This is a genomic window from Congregibacter brevis, assembly GCF_045689245.1.
Classification (GTDB): Bacteria; Pseudomonadota; Gammaproteobacteria; order Pseudomonadales; family Halieaceae; genus Congregibacter; species Congregibacter brevis.
The window spans coordinates 2,142,902-2,158,075 of the sequence record NZ_CP136865.1 but is presented as its reverse complement, the minus strand read 5'-3'; the positions used below and the strand labels follow the sequence as shown (position 1 = coordinate 2,158,075).

The following is a 15,174-nucleotide window of genomic DNA, read 5'->3' as shown; positions in this document are numbered from 1 at the left end:
ATTAAAAAATAGAATGTTTCAATCTATAAGTTAATATAAAATTAACAATCAATAGGACCTACAAAACAAAGAACCCATCCTATGCAGTTGAATTTTAAGCATTTAAAGTACTTTTGGACGGTCGCCCATGAAGGCAGTCTCGCTCGTGCTTCAGAAGTACTGCACATCAGCACGCCAGCCTTATCCGTGCAGATACAGAAACTGGAAGAGCAATTGGGGCACACGCTATTTGATCGAAAAGGACGTCAATTGGTGCTCAATGAGGCTGGCCGAGTAGCACTGGATTACGCGGACACCATATTCACCGCTGGCGCTGACCTTGTCGGCAGCATGAGTGGCATCGACGCTAAAGCCAGTAAAGTGATACGCATCGGCGCTATGGCCACTCTCTCCCGTAACTTCCAGGTGAGCTTTCTGTCGCCCCTGCTGACACGCGATGACCTTGATATTGTCGTACGCTCGGACGGTCTGTCGATATTGCTCAAGGAACTAGAAAACTTGCAGCTTGACGTGGTGCTGGTGAACACACCGCCCACAGTCAGTCACGACATCCCCTGGTTAACGCACCTCATTGACGAGCAAGCGGTGAGCATCGTGGGCAGCCCTGCTCGCGTATCGCCGGAAGCCGATATCAAAGAACTACTCACAACCCATCCCCTTATTCTCCCGTCAGAGGCGAGCAGCATACGTAACAGCTTTGATGCGTGGCTGGATCGCATGGGTATCCGTCCCCGTATTGTCGCCGAGGTCGACGACATGGCCATGATTCGATTGCTGGCGCGCGCCGACCACGGCATTGCGGTCGTACCTCCGATCGTTGTGCGAGATGAGCTGGACAGCGGCCTCCTTGTCGAGGCGAAGCATTTTGGAGCTCTCACAGAGAGCTTCTACGCCATCACCTTAAAGCGCCGCTTTGATAACCCTCTGGTACGAGAGCTACTTGACGAGCACTACCAACTGAGTGCCATACACTGATTAGGCTGCGTTATCCGTAGTTAATGCGCCACGAGCCATTTGATCCCGCTCCATAGATTCAAAAAGCGCCTGGAAGTTTCCTTCCCCAAAACCTTCGTCTTCTTTGCGCTGAATAAACTCGAAGAATATCGGCCCTACCAAGGTCTCAGAGAAGATTTGCAGTAGCAGACGCGGCTCACCCTCGGTGCTGCCATCGAGGAGAATGCCCCGGGATTTAAGTTCATCGACGGGCTCACCGTGTCCGGGCAAACGCTCTTCGAGCATTTCGTAGTAGGTATCTGGTGGTGCCGTCATAAACGATAGGCCCCGGGATTTCAGCCGATCCCAGCATGCAAGGAGATCATCGCAAGCAAAGGCGATGTGCTGAATACCTTCGCCGTTGTACTTCATAAGAAACTCTTCGATTTGGCCCTCACCACCGGCGCGACCTTCTTCATTAAGGGGGATACGGATCTTGCCGTCTGGGGCACTCATCGCACGAGACTTGAGCCCAGTGTATTCGCCCTTAATATCGAAAAAGCGCACCTCACGGAAGTTGAACAGTTTTTCGTAAAAGTTTGCCCAGTAGTCCATGCGGCCGCGATACACGTTGTGGGTGAGGTGATCGATCAACTCAAAACCACAACCCTCAGGATGCCTATCCACTCCATCGAGGTATTCAAAATCAATGTCGTAAATCGCCGTACCGTCTTCGTAACGATCGATGAGATACAGGATCGCGCCGCCAATTCCGCGAATCGCTGGCATCTTTAGCTCCATGGGACCGCAAGGTATATCGATGGGCTGCGCTCCTAGCTCTACTGCTCGCTTGTAAGCGAATGCAGCGTCTTTGACCCTAAACGCCATACCGCAGGCACTGGGGCCATGTTCTTCGGCGTAATAGTACGCCGGAGATGACTTTTCATAGTTGATGATGAAATTGATTCCACCCTGACGCCACAGATCAACATCCTTGGTGCGATGTTTGGCAACCAGGGAGAAACCCATCATTTCGAAAGTTGGCTCCAGCAAGCCTCGTTCCAGCGCGGCGAACTCCACAAACTCAAAACCATCTAGCCCCATGGGGTTTTCAAACAAGTCTGCCATTTCCGGTCTCCAACAACTGTCTAGTTACTATTTAGGAGCATAAGACTACAGCGTTTCTCGAGAAAGATTCCTTCTATTTATTGCCATAAAGCGTTACAAAGTGGCTGAATATTTCAATAAATACACAAAAATAGGCGATTTATGCCAATAAGTCTTGATAGAACTGAACGACGCATTCTGGAAGCCCTGCAGCAGGACGGAAGGCTGTCCAACGTCGAGCTCGCACAAGCCGTGGGCCTTTCAGAGTCGCCATGCCTTCGCCGCGTTCGCGGGCTCGAATCCGAAGGGGTTATCGCCGGCTACAGCGCCAGAGTCAGCCAGAGAAGCCTAGGACTACAGGTCACAGCGTTTGTGCAGGTACAGCTTGAGAAGCATGATGATCAGAAAACGAAAGCCTTTCTGGAGCAGGTTGCCCAGGAACAGCACATCATCGAATGCCACGCCATGAGTGGCGCTTACGACTACCTCTTAAAGGTCGTCGCGCAAAGCATGGATCATTTCTCAGAAATTGCGATGCAGGGAATACTGCGCTTCCCGGGTGTCAAAGGTATTGAGTCGAGCTTTAGCCTTCTTACCATAAAGCACCCATCTCCCCTGCCCATCGAGAACTGACATTGGCCATGGAGAGCGTGAGGGCTTGTTAAAGATTTTAGCGGACTTTTCGGGCGCGAATACTTCGCCCCTTGATCTTGCCGTTGGCCAGATAGTTCATTGCCTGACGCAAAGCTGCTCTTTCTAATGCCACGAAGCTCCACTGATCGAAAATCGAGATCTTGCCGATCTGCGCACCCTCAAGACCCGCATCGCCTGTAAGAGCACCCAGGATATCGCCCGGCCGCAGCTTTTGCTTGCGCCCGGCATCGAGCTGAATGGTCACCATGGGCGCGGTTAGAACGTAATTGGGGTTACGATCCAAAGACGGCAATGTGTCACAGGCACAGGGTTGCTTTTGAAACTCCTCGATTTTGCGAGTGCGATGGGTCTCTGAGGGAATCACGATACTCATAGCGAGCCCCGTCTCCCCTGCCCGCCCTGTGCGCCCGATGCGATGCACATACACGTCAGGATCACGCGGTAACTCGTAGTTGATCACCATCGCCAGAGACTTGATATCCAGTCCTCGGGCCGCAACATCCGTCGCCACCAATACCGGACAGCTGTTATTGGCAAATTGTACCAACACCTGGTCCCGCTCTCTTTGATCTAGGTCTCCGTGGATGGCCCTAGCCTCGATATCGTACTCACGAAGCACACCAGCCACCTCGTCGCACTGCTTCTTGGTATTACAAAACACTACCGCATTTGCGGGTTGGTAGTGCTCAAAGAGCGCGAGTAAAGTGGTGTGTCGTTCGTGCTTTTGTACTTCGTAGAACAACTGCTCGATGACTTCTTCTGCGTGCGCGACGTCCTCGTCCACCGTAACCATACTGGGCTTACGCTGAATCGACGCGCTCATTTTGCGTATGTTCTCAGGGTAGGTTGCAGAGAACAGAAGCGTCTGTCGCGACTTGGGGGTCTTAGCAACGATCGCTTCCATGCTATCGGCAAAGCCCATATCCAGCATGCGATCGGCTTCGTCGAGTACCAGCACCTTTAAACCGTCGAGGCTGAGCGTATTCCGGCCCAGGTGATCTTCGATGCGGCCGGGCGTGCCCACCACAATGTGTGCCCCATGCTCTAGTGAGCCCACCTGAGGACCAAAGGGTTTTCCGCCACAAAGCGTTACCAGTTTGATGTTGGCCATACGACTGGCCAATCGCCGCAGCTCACCAGACACCTGCTCCGCGAGCTCTCGAGTTGGACACAGCACCAGAGCCTGCACGCCGAAGAAACGTGGATTGATTGTCTGTAGAAGACCAATACCAAAGGCCGCTGTTTTCCCGCTTCCCGTGCGGGCTCGCGCGATGACATCCTTGCCCTGCAAAACCAGAGGCAAACTATGCGCCTGCACTGGAGTCATGCGCTCGTACCCCAGCGCAGTCAGGGCTTCAAATTGCGCCGGAGACAGCGGCAAGACACTAAAATCTGTGTTACTCATGGGTGTTGCCTTAGGGAATCGGGCGGCATAATAGCAAAGGCCGAGTAAAGACGCCGTGTAACTCCATCTCAAACTTGAGAGGTTATATCCGTTGAATTACGACATCGTCATCGTTGGCGCAGGCATTATTGGTCTCAACATCGCGTATCAGTGCGCCCGCCGAGGAAATCTGCGAATACTCGTTCTGGAAAGAGGCGCCGGCGTTGGCGAAGGCTCTACGGGGGCATCGTCAGCTGCCTGCCGTCACCGCTATAGTGCCGACGACCTCACCGTGCTGGCTCGAGACGGGATAAACGCTTATCGCCATTGGCAAGAGTATCTGGCGCTGGATGCCACCCGCGCAAGCTTTCAAAACGAGGGCGTCTTATGGATGCCCTGCGATAACGGTGAGTGGGCCCACAGGGAGTTTCAGCGTTTAGGCGACTTAGGTATCCGCAGTGAAATCCTCACTGCGGATGAAACTTCCGATAGATTCCCCGCGTTTGCCACCTGCACTCGATACCCTGATCTGATTACAGGAAACGATCACCCTTGCGATCACGGAGGGTTCAACCTGTTTGAAAAAGATGGCGGTTACATCGACCCCGTCAGTGCTGCTCAAGATCTTGTGGACGCCTTGCGTGAGCGCGGAGTTGAGCTGCGATTCAACACGCAGCTTGTATCGATACAGCGAGAAGATGGCGGTACGCATTCGATGACCCTCGCTAATGGCGATATCGTTAACACTGCGTTGGTGGTCAACGCCGCTGGACCCTGGTGTGAGTCCCTCAACACTATGGCCGGTTTCGAGCATCCATGGAGCCTGACCCCCACGCGCATACAAGTGTTCCACCTTGACCGCCCCAGCACTTTAGAAGGACAAATCCCGGTGACTGTAGATACAGCAGGAGGTATTTACTTTCGAACGCAAAACCGCGGGCAACAGCTCATCGTTAGTTCAATCCTAGAAGCGGATGAGGAAGAAGTCGTCGAGAACGCCGACGACTTCAGCCGGGAAACCGACGACACATTTGGCGCTCAAAAGCTGCACGCACTGCAACATCGTTTGCCCGGCCTAGATCTACGAACAAAGCCTTCGGGCTACTGTGGTCTGTACACCATCAATCGTCAGGACGTCCATCCGGTACTCGGCCCGACATCTATCGAGGGCTACTGGGTAGCCAATGGGTTTAGCGGTCACGGCTTTAAGCTGGCACCCGCGATTGGTGCGATGGTCGCTCGAGGGCTCCTCGGCGAGATTAGAGACTTCGATACTGAGGTGCCGCTGAGTTTTCTGAGCGTGAACCGAACGCCCCTAGCCGTGGACTCTCTTTCGGTGATGGCCTAGCCCACCCGAGTGGGCTAGAGCACACTAAGCTTACTGCTTTTCTAGTAAGCGCCTTGGGAGTAAGTCAACTCATAGCTGTGTGAGTAAACTTCGAAAATCAGACCAAACGGGTCTTCCACGTAACACATTTTGTAGGGCTTCTCTCCCGGATAATACTCACGAATCGGCATTCGCTGCCTACCGCCATGCTCCACAATTTTCTCCACTAAGCCTTCGATATCGGGATCCTGGACACAAAAGTGAAAGGTACTTGTCTTCCAGTATTCAAAGTCCCTTGGGGTTTCATTATTCTGAAACTCAAACATCTCTACACCAATCTTATCGCCGGTGGACATGTGTGCAATTTTGAATGAGCCCCAACCTTTGCCAAAAACGTCTATGCACATTTGACCTATTGGCGTGTCCGACTCTTCAGTAATCACCGTTGGCTCCATAATGTGATACCAACCCATGACTTCACTGTAAAACTCTGCAGCCTTCTCGAGATTGGGGACTGAAATCCCGATATGAGAGAATGTTCGTGGATAGGTTTTCATAATTTTGCCTTTTTGGGTAATGGAGAAAGTAAAACAACATGATGTCAGATACGGGATTTGCGTCCGTGCACGATCTTTGGAGTCAACAGTTTAACCAGCCATGCCCATCAAGGTAATCGGCGCAGGTTTCGGAAGAACGGGAACCCTCTCGTTAAAGCTTGCGCTGGAAGAAGTCGGCTGTGGACCGTGTTTTCATATGTTCGAATTAGCCAAGCAACGGAACCACCTAGAGCAATGGGAAAGTGCTCTCAACGATCAGACCGCGGACTGGCATACAGTTTTTCGGGGCTATCAATCCACGGTGGATTTCCCCGCCTGCGTTTACTACGCCGAGCTAATGGAGAAGTACCCGGACGCCAAAGTGATCCTGACGATCCGCGAGTCAGAAAATTGGTATCAGAGTGCGATCAATACCATTCTTACGATCCGCCCCAGCCTCCTACAGCTACTCAAAGTCCTGGCCTGCTATCCGTTTTCCAAGCGGGCACGGAAGACTTATCGATTAGCTATGCACAATCGAGCGTTGATCGAGCACAAAGTGTTTGGCGGCAAGATCAGTGACAAAGCGCATGTAATCAGGGTTTACGAGGCTCACCAGCAATCGGTAAAAAACACCGTGCCAAAAGATCGATTACTCGTATATGACGTACGCGAGGGCTGGGAGCCTCTTTGTGTATTTCTTGGAGTTCCCGTTCCAGGCACACCGTTTCCAAGCACTAACGACAGGGGTGATTTCAAAAAGGTGACCCGAGACTTGTTCTTCTCGTTTTAGACTGCTGCCAAGAACATAACCCCGGCGAGCGGCTACTCAAGGCGCGACTCCCTCTTTGCCACTTGTTACATTGTAAATCCTGAGTGTTTCGCCACCCGCGTATACTGGCAGTGTTAAACTTCCAAAGAGCATCAAAACATGAAGCTAGCCATTCTGTCCTGCGCACCTCGCTCCTATAGCACTCGTCGCTTACGTGAGGCGGCGGAGCAACGAGGGCACACGGCCAAAGTACTCAATACACTCAAGTTCGCCATAGATCTCGAGGAGGGCAACCCGGATCTATACTTCCGCCAGAAGCCACTGAGCACCTACGATGCAACACTTCCTCGGATTGGAGCATCCATCACTTATTACGGCACTGCAGTAGTCAGACAGTTTCAAGAGATGGACGTTTTCTGTGCGAACACCGCGCACGGAATAGCCAATTCCAGGGACAAACTGCGAAGCCTGCAAATTCTTAGCCGACATCACATAGGCATTCCCCGAACTACCTTTGTACGCGACAGGGCCGATGTACTTCCGGCGATTCAGCGTGTAGGTGGAGCGCCGGTTATCATCAAGCTGATCGAGGGCACCCAAGGTATCGGGGTTCTGCTCGCTGAATCGGTGAAGCAGGCTGAGTCGATTATCGAACTCTTGCAGAGCCAGAAGCAGAACGTACTGATCCAGAAGTTCGTGGCGGAAAGTAAAGGGAAAGACGTTCGAGCGTTCGTGGTGGGCGACCGCGTTGTCGCGGCAATGCGTCGCGTTGCGCAAGGTCAAGAGTTTCGAAGCAACGTGCACCGAGGCGGTATCGCCGAGGCAATTCAGCTCAGTGATAAATATGCCGAAACCGCTGTGCGCTGTGCTCAGATTCTAGGCTTGAGGGTTGCTGGAGTAGATATGCTTGAGGGCAAAGACGGACCTCAAGTTATGGAAGTGAATTCATCTCCGGGATTGGAAGGCATTGAGAGCTGCACCGAACTCGATGTTGCAGGCGCTGTGATCGACTACATTGCTGCTCAGGTAGACTTCCCGGAGATAGATCTTCGTCAGCGCTTAACCGTCAGCAAAGGGTATGGCGTCACAGAAATCTTTGTACCCGAGGGTTCCCAATTTGTGGGCACGCCAATTAGAGACACCGAACTTTCCGAGCGCGATATCAATGTACTTACCCTCTATCGCGACTCCAAGGTCATTCCCAATCCGCGTTCGGATCGTGTACTTGAGCCCGGCGACAAACTGCTCTGCTTTGGCAAACTCGAATCAATGCGTGGAATGATCCCTGCGCGGACGCAACGTAAACGGCGACCCAAGGTGAAGGATCTAGACATGGATACCGTAAACGCCTCCTTAAATGAATCAGATGGAGAAGGTAGCTCGGATGTCTGAGCGTAAGACCGATCAGGATCTTGAACTCAAGATTGGTGGCGAGGTTATCAACCCGGGATTTCAAGGGACTATTGAAGTCCCGGTAGCGCCGACCTACACCCACAACGATCTATCAATGACCGTCAAAATAGTAAACGGCAAACGTCCTGGACCCAGGCTGTTTGTGTCGGCTGCTATTCATGGCGACGAAATCAATGGCGTAGAAATCATACGGCGCTTGTTGGGAAAACCCGTTGTCGAGCGACTGAGAGGAACCCTGATAGCCATCCCAATAGTCAATGTCTACGGTTTTCTCAACCATTCCCGCTATTTACCCGACGGTCGAGATTTGAATCGCTCCTTTCCCGGTACGTCCCGGGGCTCTCTTGCAGGCAGAGTCGCACATACTTTTGTTGAGGAAGTCGTCAGTAAATGCACTCACGGCATCGACCTCCACACAGGGGCCAGGCACCGCTCCAACTTTCCTCAGATACGCGCCGACCTGGACAATGTTCAGGCTATGGCAATGACAGAAGCCTTTGATGTGCCATTAGCGTTGGATTCAAAGGTACGCGACGGCTCGCTACGCCAATGCGCTGGTGATCTCGGCATCCCGGTCATTCTCTACGAGGCCGGTGAGTCCCTTCGCTTTGACGAAATGTATATTCGCGCGGGCGTTCAAGGCGTGGTCAACGTAATGCGAAGTATAGGCATGCTGCCAAAGTCTCGAGGCCGACGTCGTTCCGGTGAACTGATAACCAGCGACGAGACAACTTGGGTACGCTCACCTGAGAGCGGCGTACTCCGGGCCTTTTCGCCGCTCGGGGATCGAGTTGAAAAGGGGCAGCTACTGGCGATGATTGCTGATCCGCTAGGAACGACGGAAATACCGCTTCACGCCCCCGTAAGCGGAATGGTAATAGGTCGAACAAACCTTCCGTTGGTGTATGAGGGTGATGCTGTGTTTCACATCGCGCGCTACGGACGAAAGGTAAAGGCTGTCGAAAAAGGCCTTGAGGGATTCACAGACGCGCACCAGCCCAACGACGATGAGGCACTGGACGCCTCTCTGGATGACTTGCCCATCGTGTAACCCGCCTCGCGCATCCTGCCCGCACCTCATAATGGACGCCGACAGTGCGCGAAGCTAGAAATCACCCATCGGGACCCAGGTCATGCGTGCCTAGGTTTAGCTTGCGGATAAGTCGTAAGATATCGATCACTGAACAACAGCTAAGGTGGAACAAAGGACATGGCCCGCGCTAAGCGAGATACAGCAGGTTTTCCAAAAGCGATCATTGGCTGGAGAGAATGGTGTGCGCTACCAGACCTTGCGCTTCCGGGCATCCTCGCGAAAGTAGACACGGGCGCAAAAACGTCGTCTTTGCATGCCTTTGACGTTCGCCAAAGTGATCGTGGCGAGGGCTGGATCGATTTTTCCGTGCACCCGGTGCAACGCCGCAAAACACCGGTAATCCAATGCACTGCGCAATGTGTCGACTATCGTTCGGTAACAAGCTCCAACGGCAAAAGCGAGAAGCGGCCCGTTATTCAGACCACGCTGGAAATCGGTTTCCGGCGCTTCGTAACCGAAATCACTTTGACCAACCGAGATGATATGGGGTTTCGCATGTTGTTAGGACGGCAGTCGCTTAACAAGCGGTTCCTTGTAGACCCCTCCCTCTCCTACTGCTGCGGTGATCAGTAAACAACCCGTTCGCCCTCAAACTGCCGGCACTTACATAACACGCGTACGGACCTAGATATTGCTTCCCTGAGCACTAGAGTCACTGCTCTTTAGATCATCAGCACTCATGATGATATCCCGGTAGGTGCCTCCCGCCGGAATCATGGGGTATACGTTCTCTTCGGCCTCAACAATGACATCCAATAGGTAAGGCTCCTGAGGGTCCGCGAGCATTCTTGCTATAGCGGCCGATAATTCCGCAGCGCTACGTACCCTTTCTGCCGTTACGCGATAGCCTTTGGCGATGCTCAGAAAATCCGGATAAATATCAGCATCATCCCTCGACTTTACTGCCATGGGATCAGATAGATCAGAGCCTGCACGGTGAGCGTCGTAAATCATGTCCTGCCACTGACGAACCATCCCCAACCACTGGTTGTTGATCACCACCGTCTTCACGCCAATTCCATAACGATGACATGTGGAGAGCTCATGGATCGTCATATTGAGAGAGCCATCCCCGTCGATATCAATAACTTGGCGCTTTGGAGCAGCCACCTTGGCGCCTATGGCCGCAGGCAAGCCATAGCCCATGGTTCCAAAGCCCGAAGAACTCAAGAACGAACGAGGCTGCCGAGAGCGATAAAACTGCATGGCCCACATCTGATGCTGGCCGACACCTAATGACACGATCGCATCACCATCGGTAGCATCACAGAGTGCTCGAATCACGTGCTGGGGCTTTAGACCGGTGGAATCGGACTCTGGATAGGGGTACTCGACTTTCCAGCTATTCACAGTGCTTACCCATTGCCGCGACGCGATGGGTGTGCAGGCCTCGAGCATTTGCTTAAGCGCAGGCTTCAGATCGGCTCTGATAGGCAAAGTGACCGTTTTGTTCTTATTAAGTTCACTGCGATCGATATCGATGTGTACGATGCGCGCCTGCTTTGCAAACTCTGCGACGTTACCCGTTACTCGATCATCAAAACGCACGCCCAAGGCCAACACCAGATCCGCCTCGTAGATAGCTCTGTTGGCGTACTTCGCACCGTGCATGCCCAACACATCCAGAGAAAGATCATGCTCTGGAGGAAAGCAGCCTACCCCCATAATTGTCCAAGTCACGGGTATCTGGGCCCTCTCAGCAAACGCCAGCAGGGAGTCCTCACTCGTTGCAACACCAATGCCGCCACCAGCATAAATCACCGGTCGTTCGCTCTCGCGGATGAGGCGCATACACTCTTTCAATTGCGACGGCTCCATACCCCCTAAACTCGGCTCAGGAGAATCAATCACCGCCGGAATACGCGGAGCCTTGTACTGCCCCTCCGGATCTTTGGGATACTGTTGCTGGATATCTTTCGGGATATCAATGAGTACAGGCCCTGGTCTATTTCCCCCGGCAAGGCTGAAGGCTTCCCGAACCACTTCAGGAATATCACCTACACGCTTAACCAGGTAATTCCTTTTGGTAATCGCCTCGGTCACCGCAACAATATCCACCTCCTGAAACGCGTTCTTACCCAACAGATGTGAAGGAACATTACCTGTGATCGCCACCAACGGTGTCGAGTCACTGTTCGCATCGGCTATACCCGTCACCAGATTCGTCGCGCCCGGTCCAGAGGTCGCCAAACAGACCCCAGGTTGCCCCGTCACCCTGGCGTAACCCTGCGCAGCATGGACCGCTCCTTGCTCGTGTTCGGTGCGAACACACCTAATGCCAAACTGCGGTAACACATCAAAAATCTCGAGGTTCGCCCCACCTGGATAGCCAAATAACGTATCTACTCCTTCGGCAACCAGGCACTTGGCCAAGATCTGCGCACCTCGCAGTGCCGGAGCCTCATCACTCTGTGAAGAATCGACAAGTGAACCGCCAGTGACGGTATCGCGCGTTCCGTAAGTAAGACTATCTCCCGAAGTCACTTTGTCTCCTGAATACGGGCCAGATTAGCGCCCATTCTAGTCTGATCCTCCTAGCCCGTCTTCACGATCAAAACGCGGTCAAATTATTGGTCTTACTCCCCGTCGTTCTCATCGCGGTGTATAGTCCTTGTTCGTTCATCAGCGGGGTTTTCAATGCTCAAAGTTCGTCTAACGGGGGTTATGCTCCTTACTCTCAGTGCTACTCTCGTCTCCAGTATTAGTGTGACAACCCATGCTGCGGAGGAAGGATACGATTACTTCTCTGCCAACCGACAGCTCATTCGTAACGGCGTCCAGTCCCTACTCACCTGCAATGGATTATTCACCTCAAGGCGAACCCTGGAACAGGTCTTCGATCAAGAGCTTGCATACCTGGGTGACCGTACGCTGGGCGACGCAAACGGCGGCCCTTACACAGTTCATCCCCGGGAACAGGCGGTCAGCGTCGGCGGCGGCGAGAACGGCCCCGCAATTCTCTCGGCGTTCAGAAAAGGCATAGGTTGTGTGGTGATGGCTCCGGACATGAGCCTGGAAGACATTAGCAGCTTACCTAAGTTAGAAATGCCCTACTCCAAAACCGATCCGCGGAGCCTTGACTGGCCCAACGGCGATGCGAACGCCACGCAGCCTGTCCCCACCACTCTTAACGCCGAGGCTCTGACGCAAGCTTCTGACTGGGCCTTCAATCGCGAAAGTGAAGAACAGGACACATTGAGCTTGCTGGTGATCCATGAGGGAAAAATTATTCATGAACGCTATGCCGATGGCGTTGATCAAACCACGAGAACGAGAACCTGGTCTACGGCAAAAAGTATTGCCGCCACACTGATTGGTATGCGCGTGGATAGTGGAAAAATGGCGCTAGACGCGCCCTTAAAAATGGATTGGTCACCCACGCTGCCGGGCGGCGAAGACCCACGCAACGCCATTACTCTGCGACACCTTTTAAACATGTCCAGCGGTCTTTACCCGATCGACAGTTTCAATATGGAGTACGCCACGGGCTCTGGATTGTCCTATTGGGCAGGGGCGAGCTCTGTGGATGGCGCACGCAACCGTGGCCTTGTGCGGAAGCCGGGAACATCCTGGGATTATGAAAACTACGACACTCTGTTGGCGGTAAAGGCTTTTAAAGACACCCTAGCCAGTGCTACCGCATATCTTGAATTCCCCAGAAAGCGCCTTTTAGATCGCATTGGAATGCACAACACTCTGCTTTCTACAGACCGCTTTGGCGATTTCATTCTGAGTAGCCAGGTATACACCAATGCCAGAGACCTGGGACGTTTCGGGCTTCTTTATCTCAACAACGGTGTGTGGGATGGGGAGCGCTTGATCTCCGAAAAGTGGATCGAATTCTCGCGAACGCCTGCTCCCGCGTCTGCGCCCAGAGGAAACGACTATGGCGCTCAGTGGTGGCTGGTTCCCGATAAACGTAAAAATGAAGTACCGGCTGACGCCTACAGTACCGCAGGTAACCGCGGGCAGTACGTGATCATCGACCCTTCCCACGACTTAATCATCGTGCGCCGAGGTCTGGACTACGGCAAGCAAGGCTTCAATCGTTGGGATTTACTACGCGAAGTACTAAAAGCTTTCCCCGATTAGATTTCGCGCTAGGAAAGCTCACAAACTACGCGATGCTGCCTACAGGCGGCGACCACGGTGTTGCGCAGCAAGCACGCGATCGTCATGGGCCCGACACCGCCTGGCACTGGCGTAATCGCACGAGCATTTTCTGCAGCCTCAGTGAAGGCAACATCGCCTACTAAACGCGCCTTTTCCTGCCCCTCTAATTGAACTCGGTTGATGCCAACATCAATGACTACAGCGCCTTCCTTCACCCAATCACCACGAACCATCTCTGGTCTGCCCACGGCAGCCACAAGAATGTCAGCGGTTTGGCAGAGCGCAGGCAAATCGCGCGTCTTGGAATGCGCCACCGTAACCGTGCAGCTCTCGGCAATAAGCAACTGCGCCATGGGCTTGCCGACAATATTACTTCGTCCCACTACCACCGCATTGAGTCCCGCCATACCGCCGGGAAACTGCTCTCGGAGCATCATCAAGCATCCCAACGGCGTACAAGGCACAAGCGCTGTTGGATCTCCGTTGGAAAGACCACCCGTATTCATAGGGTGAAAACCATCTACATCTTTCGCTGGATCGATGGTCTCAATAACAAGCTGTGCATCGATGTGATCGGGCAGCGGCAGTTGCACCAGAATACCGTTAACCGAATCGTCTTGGTTCAGTGTCTCTACCAGAGCTAAGAGCTCCCGCTCACTAGTGCTTGCCGGTAGCTTATGCTCAAAGCTACGCATTCCCGCCTCTGCCGTTTGCTTGCCTTTATTACGCACATACACCTGGCTCGCAGGATCTTCTCCTACCAGGACTACCGCCAAACCCGGCACCCAACTGTGCTCCGCGTCAATTCGGGAAACCTCGATGGCCAAACGCTCGCGGAGTGCTTGCGCCGCCGCCTTGCCGTCGATGATTGATGCACTCATGAATACTCCAATTAACTAAAGAATAACGGTCCGTTGACCATTGAGAATGACACGCTGCTCACAGTGTAGTCGAACCGCCTGAGATAAGGCGGTGGCCTCTGTGTCGTGGCCCAGATGGACCATTTGTTCTACGGAAATTTCGTGATCAATAGGTCTAACTTCCTGCGCAATGATTGGGCCTTCATCCAAATCGGCGGTGACATAGTGCGCCGTCGCGCCAATCACCTTTACACCTCGGTCGTAGGCCTGGTGGTAGGGCTTCGCTCCCTTAAAACCGGGCAAAAAGGAGTGATGGATGTTGATCGCCCGACCCGATAGCTTCGCGCACAAATCGTCTGACAGGATCTGCATGTAGCGCGCAAGCACCAACAACTCAGCTTCACTCTCATCAAGGATCGCAAGCATCTTCGCCTCTTGAACGGGCTTCGTCTCAGAAGTTATAGGCAAATAATGAAAAGGAATGTTGTGCCACTCGGTAAGTGCCCGGCAATTCTCATGATTACTCACTACCGCCACAATGTCAGCCGGCAGAGCCCCCGCACGCTGTTTTGTTAACAGCGCCGTGAGGCAATGGTCATATTTGGAAACAGCGATAACAATCTTGGGGAGTGCTGTGGCACAACGTAGCCGATACTTCATTTCCAACTCATCAGCTACCGGCTTTAGCCGTGCTTCAAACTGCTCGAGGCTACAACTCATCCCGCTGATATCAAACACACACCGCAGGAAAAACGTATTGCTCTGCGGGTCCGTGTAGTTAGAGATCTCGGTTATGTTGATTCCGCATTCGTAAAACAGGTTCGAATAGCGCGCCACGACGCCGATGGAATCGGGGCAAGAAAAACTCAGCACGTAAGATAGTGGAGAACTGCTCAAGGAAAATTGCTCGTCTTTCGTTACAAATGGTGCAACCAAACAACACGATAAAAAAAGCCCCGCTTCCTCTCGAAGGCGGGGCTTA

Annotated in this window: 14 protein-coding genes and 1 pseudogene; 9 read left to right on the top strand and 6 right to left on the bottom strand. The window is 53.0% G+C overall.

Going from position 1 to position 15,174, the window contains the following annotated elements; all coding sequences use genetic code 11:
* The first annotated feature begins 81 nt into the window (after positions 1-81).
* Positions 82-975 carry a LysR family transcriptional regulator gene (locus R0137_RS09510; protein WP_407326183.1) on the top strand — a complete coding sequence of 298 codons (894 nt, stop codon included), beginning with the start codon at positions 82-84 and terminating at the stop codon, positions 973-975.
* Here R0137_RS09510 and hppD read toward each other — a convergent pair whose 3' ends face one another.
* Positions 976-2,061, bottom strand: coding sequence for a 4-hydroxyphenylpyruvate dioxygenase (hppD, locus tag R0137_RS09505; protein WP_407326182.1), 1,086 nt, complete (start codon positions 2,059-2,061; stop codon positions 976-978). It lies immediately after the preceding gene.
* 141 nt (positions 2,062-2,202) lie between these two features.
* On the opposite strand from hppD, the gene R0137_RS09500 reads away from it, so the two are divergent.
* Entirely contained in the window at positions 2,203-2,673 is a 471-nt protein-coding gene (locus R0137_RS09500) for an Lrp/AsnC family transcriptional regulator (protein WP_407326181.1), read from the top strand.
* Positions 2,674-2,710: 37 nt separating this feature from the next.
* Here R0137_RS09500 and dbpA read toward each other — a convergent pair whose 3' ends face one another.
* The gene (dbpA, locus tag R0137_RS09495; protein WP_407326180.1) at positions 2,711-4,099 is read right to left on the bottom strand and encodes an ATP-dependent RNA helicase DbpA; all 1,389 of its coding nucleotides are present in this window, start codon (positions 4,097-4,099) and stop codon (positions 2,711-2,713) included.
* 91 nt (positions 4,100-4,190) lie between these two features.
* On the opposite strand from dbpA, the gene R0137_RS09490 reads away from it, so the two are divergent.
* Positions 4,191-5,426, top strand: coding sequence for an NAD(P)/FAD-dependent oxidoreductase (locus R0137_RS09490; RefSeq protein WP_407326179.1), 1,236 nt, complete (start codon positions 4,191-4,193; stop codon positions 5,424-5,426).
* A gap of 41 nt (positions 5,427-5,467) precedes the next feature.
* Here the strand turns inward: R0137_RS09490 and R0137_RS09485 are convergent, their stop codons facing one another.
* Positions 5,468-5,962 carry a lactoylglutathione lyase family protein gene (locus tag R0137_RS09485; RefSeq protein WP_407326178.1) on the bottom strand — a complete coding sequence of 165 codons (495 nt, stop codon included), beginning with the start codon at positions 5,960-5,962 and terminating at the stop codon, positions 5,468-5,470.
* A 100-nt stretch (positions 5,963-6,062) separates the two neighbouring features.
* On the opposite strand from R0137_RS09485, the gene R0137_RS09480 reads away from it, so the two are divergent.
* From R0137_RS09480 to R0137_RS09460, 5 genes and pseudogenes are all read left to right on the top strand, one after another.
* Positions 6,063-6,734 (top strand): sulfotransferase family protein, encoded by a 672-nt coding sequence (locus tag R0137_RS09480; protein WP_407326177.1) that lies wholly within the window; start codon positions 6,063-6,065, stop codon positions 6,732-6,734.
* Between the two features lie 138 nt (positions 6,735-6,872).
* Positions 6,873-7,796 (top strand): annotated as a pseudogene (locus R0137_RS09475) (RimK family alpha-L-glutamate ligase); the annotation flags it as partial.
* Positions 7,797-7,832: 36 nt separating this feature from the next.
* Entirely contained in the window at positions 7,833-8,105 is a 273-nt protein-coding gene (locus R0137_RS09470) for a cation:proton antiporter regulatory subunit (RefSeq protein WP_407330002.1), read from the top strand.
* On the top strand, positions 8,098-9,177 hold the full coding sequence (locus R0137_RS09465) for a succinylglutamate desuccinylase/aspartoacylase family protein (protein ID WP_407326176.1): 1,080 nt from the start codon (positions 8,098-8,100) through the stop codon (positions 9,175-9,177). Before R0137_RS09470 ends, R0137_RS09465 begins: the two co-directional genes overlap by 8 nt.
* 159 nt (positions 9,178-9,336) lie before the next feature.
* Entirely contained in the window at positions 9,337-9,792 is a 456-nt protein-coding gene (locus R0137_RS09460) for an ATP-dependent zinc protease (RefSeq protein WP_407326175.1), read from the top strand.
* 51 nt (positions 9,793-9,843) lie between these two features.
* Here R0137_RS09460 and ilvB read toward each other — a convergent pair whose 3' ends face one another.
* On the bottom strand, positions 9,844-11,703 hold the full coding sequence (ilvB, locus tag R0137_RS09455) for a biosynthetic-type acetolactate synthase large subunit (RefSeq protein ID WP_407326174.1): 1,860 nt from the start codon (positions 11,701-11,703) through the stop codon (positions 9,844-9,846).
* A gap of 153 nt (positions 11,704-11,856) precedes the next feature.
* On the opposite strand from ilvB, the gene R0137_RS09450 reads away from it, so the two are divergent.
* Positions 11,857-13,311, top strand: a complete 1,455-nt coding sequence (locus R0137_RS09450) for a serine hydrolase domain-containing protein (RefSeq protein WP_407326173.1) — start codon at positions 11,857-11,859, stop codon at positions 13,309-13,311.
* A gap of 8 nt (positions 13,312-13,319) precedes the next feature.
* On the opposite strand, the gene folD is transcribed toward R0137_RS09450, so the two are convergent.
* Positions 13,320-14,213 carry a bifunctional methylenetetrahydrofolate dehydrogenase/methenyltetrahydrofolate cyclohydrolase FolD gene (gene folD, locus R0137_RS09445; RefSeq protein ID WP_407326172.1) on the bottom strand — a complete coding sequence of 298 codons (894 nt, stop codon included), beginning with the start codon at positions 14,211-14,213 and terminating at the stop codon, positions 13,320-13,322.
* 15 nt (positions 14,214-14,228) lie between these two features.
* Positions 14,229-15,089 (bottom strand): formyltetrahydrofolate deformylase, encoded by an 861-nt coding sequence (gene purU / locus R0137_RS09440; RefSeq protein ID WP_407326171.1) that lies wholly within the window; start codon positions 15,087-15,089, stop codon positions 14,229-14,231.
* Positions 15,090-15,174: the final 85 nt, after the last annotated feature.

Bases quoted from the DNA above. Each gene is read 5' to 3' on its own strand.
- R0137_RS09510 (WP_407326183.1), top strand. From the start codon at position 82: ATGCAGTTGAATTTTAAGCATTTAAAGTACTTTTGGACGGTCGCCCAT.
- hppD (WP_407326182.1), bottom strand. From the start codon at position 2,061: ATGGCAGACTTGTTTGAAAACCCCATGGGGCTAGATGGTTTTGAGTTT.
- R0137_RS09500 (WP_407326181.1), top strand. From the start codon at position 2,203: ATGCCAATAAGTCTTGATAGAACTGAACGACGCATTCTGGAAGCCCTG.
- dbpA (WP_407326180.1), bottom strand. From the start codon at position 4,099: ATGAGTAACACAGATTTTAGTGTCTTGCCGCTGTCTCCGGCGCAATTT.
- R0137_RS09485 (WP_407326178.1), bottom strand. From the start codon at position 5,962: ATGAAAACCTATCCACGAACATTCTCTCATATCGGGATTTCAGTCCCC.
- R0137_RS09480 (WP_407326177.1), top strand. From the start codon at position 6,063: ATGCCCATCAAGGTAATCGGCGCAGGTTTCGGAAGAACGGGAACCCTC.
- R0137_RS09465 (WP_407326176.1), top strand. From the start codon at position 8,098: ATGTCTGAGCGTAAGACCGATCAGGATCTTGAACTCAAGATTGGTGGC.
- R0137_RS09460 (WP_407326175.1), top strand. From the start codon at position 9,337: ATGGCCCGCGCTAAGCGAGATACAGCAGGTTTTCCAAAAGCGATCATT.
- R0137_RS09450 (WP_407326173.1), top strand. From the start codon at position 11,857: ATGCTCAAAGTTCGTCTAACGGGGGTTATGCTCCTTACTCTCAGTGCT.
- folD (WP_407326172.1), bottom strand. From the start codon at position 14,213: ATGAGTGCATCAATCATCGACGGCAAGGCGGCGGCGCAAGCACTCCGC.